A 1,176-nucleotide genomic window follows, 5' to 3' on the forward strand; every position below is an offset into this window, starting at 1 on the left:
CAGTAATATTAGCTATGGGTGCTGGTAAGAAAGCTGCAAAAGCTATAGATGAATATATAAAGTTAAACTCATAATATATGGTGGATTTATAAAGTCATGTTTTGCCTCCACAAATGAAACCTACAAAAATCTAAAAAGCGGATTTTTGTGGGTTGTTTTAGTTTTAGATTTCTTTTTTGTGAGAGACATCCATTTAAAATTTAAAGTAATGTTGATAGAAGTTTCTAGGATCTAGATTGATTTGCTGAAGTTTAGTTATAGGGGGCCTATATAAAAATTTTAATCCACAATTATAATATAACTTAAAGTTATTGAATTTATAACTAATATGTATTTGAGTTATATGGTAATAATGCTTAGAATATACATATATAGTTTAGGAGGTAATGAGAATGAATAAATCAGTGGCAAAAGTATTTAATTCAGCAGCAAAAAAATATGATATACAAAGAAGCGAGCTAATTCCTTTAATGAATATTTTCTATGGTGTAGCAGTTGAATTAGTTAAGATAAATAACGAGAAAGGAAAAGTACTTGATTTAGGAGCGGGGACTGGATTACTAACTGAATTGGTTATCAAAAAATACCCTAATGCAAAATATACATTAGTTGATATTGCTGAGGAAATGTTGGACATAGCCAAAGAAAGGTTTGAGTTATTAGATAATGTAAGTTTCAATGTGGAAGACTATAGAGATGGAATTAGCGGAGGAAAGTATGAGGCTATAATTTCTTCAATGTCCATTCATCATTTAGATTTTAACGAAAAGAGAAATTTATATAAGAATATATTTAATATTCTAGAAGAAGGCGGAGTTTTTGTTAATGCCGATCAGGTAAAAGGAGAAGACTGTGAGTCAGAAGAAATTGTTAAAGAGTATCAATTAAGCCATATTGAAAACTGCTCATTGTCAAGGGAAGAAAAGGATAAAACCTATGAAAGAATAAAATTAGATAAGATGGACAAAATGACTGATCAAATAGATATGCTGAAAGAAGCAGGTTTTAAATCTGTGGATATTTATTATAAATATTACAATTATGTGGTCTTTAGGGCTAGAAAGTAGAAAATTGTATTTGATTATATTGTGTTAATGATTAATTATAAATCATTAGCACTTTTTTAATGTCTAGGAAATTATAGAATTTCTAATTGTTGAAATTGAGTGATATCAA

Annotated in this window: 1 protein-coding gene; it reads left to right on the forward strand. The window is 28.3% G+C overall.

Going from position 1 to position 1,176, the window contains the following annotated elements; genetic code table 11:
• Window positions 1–392: 392 nt before the first annotated feature.
• Window positions 393–1,067: a class I SAM-dependent methyltransferase gene (locus tag COL3_RS25305; protein ID WP_008429879.1), complete on the forward strand. Its 675-nt coding sequence runs from the start codon at window positions 393–395 to the stop codon at window positions 1,065–1,067.
• Window positions 1,068–1,176 lie beyond the last annotated feature (109 nt).

Origin of the sequence: Clostridium sp. LS (assembly GCF_002760435.1) — a bacterium.
Taxonomy (GTDB): Bacteria; Bacillota; Clostridia; order Clostridiales; family Clostridiaceae; genus Clostridium.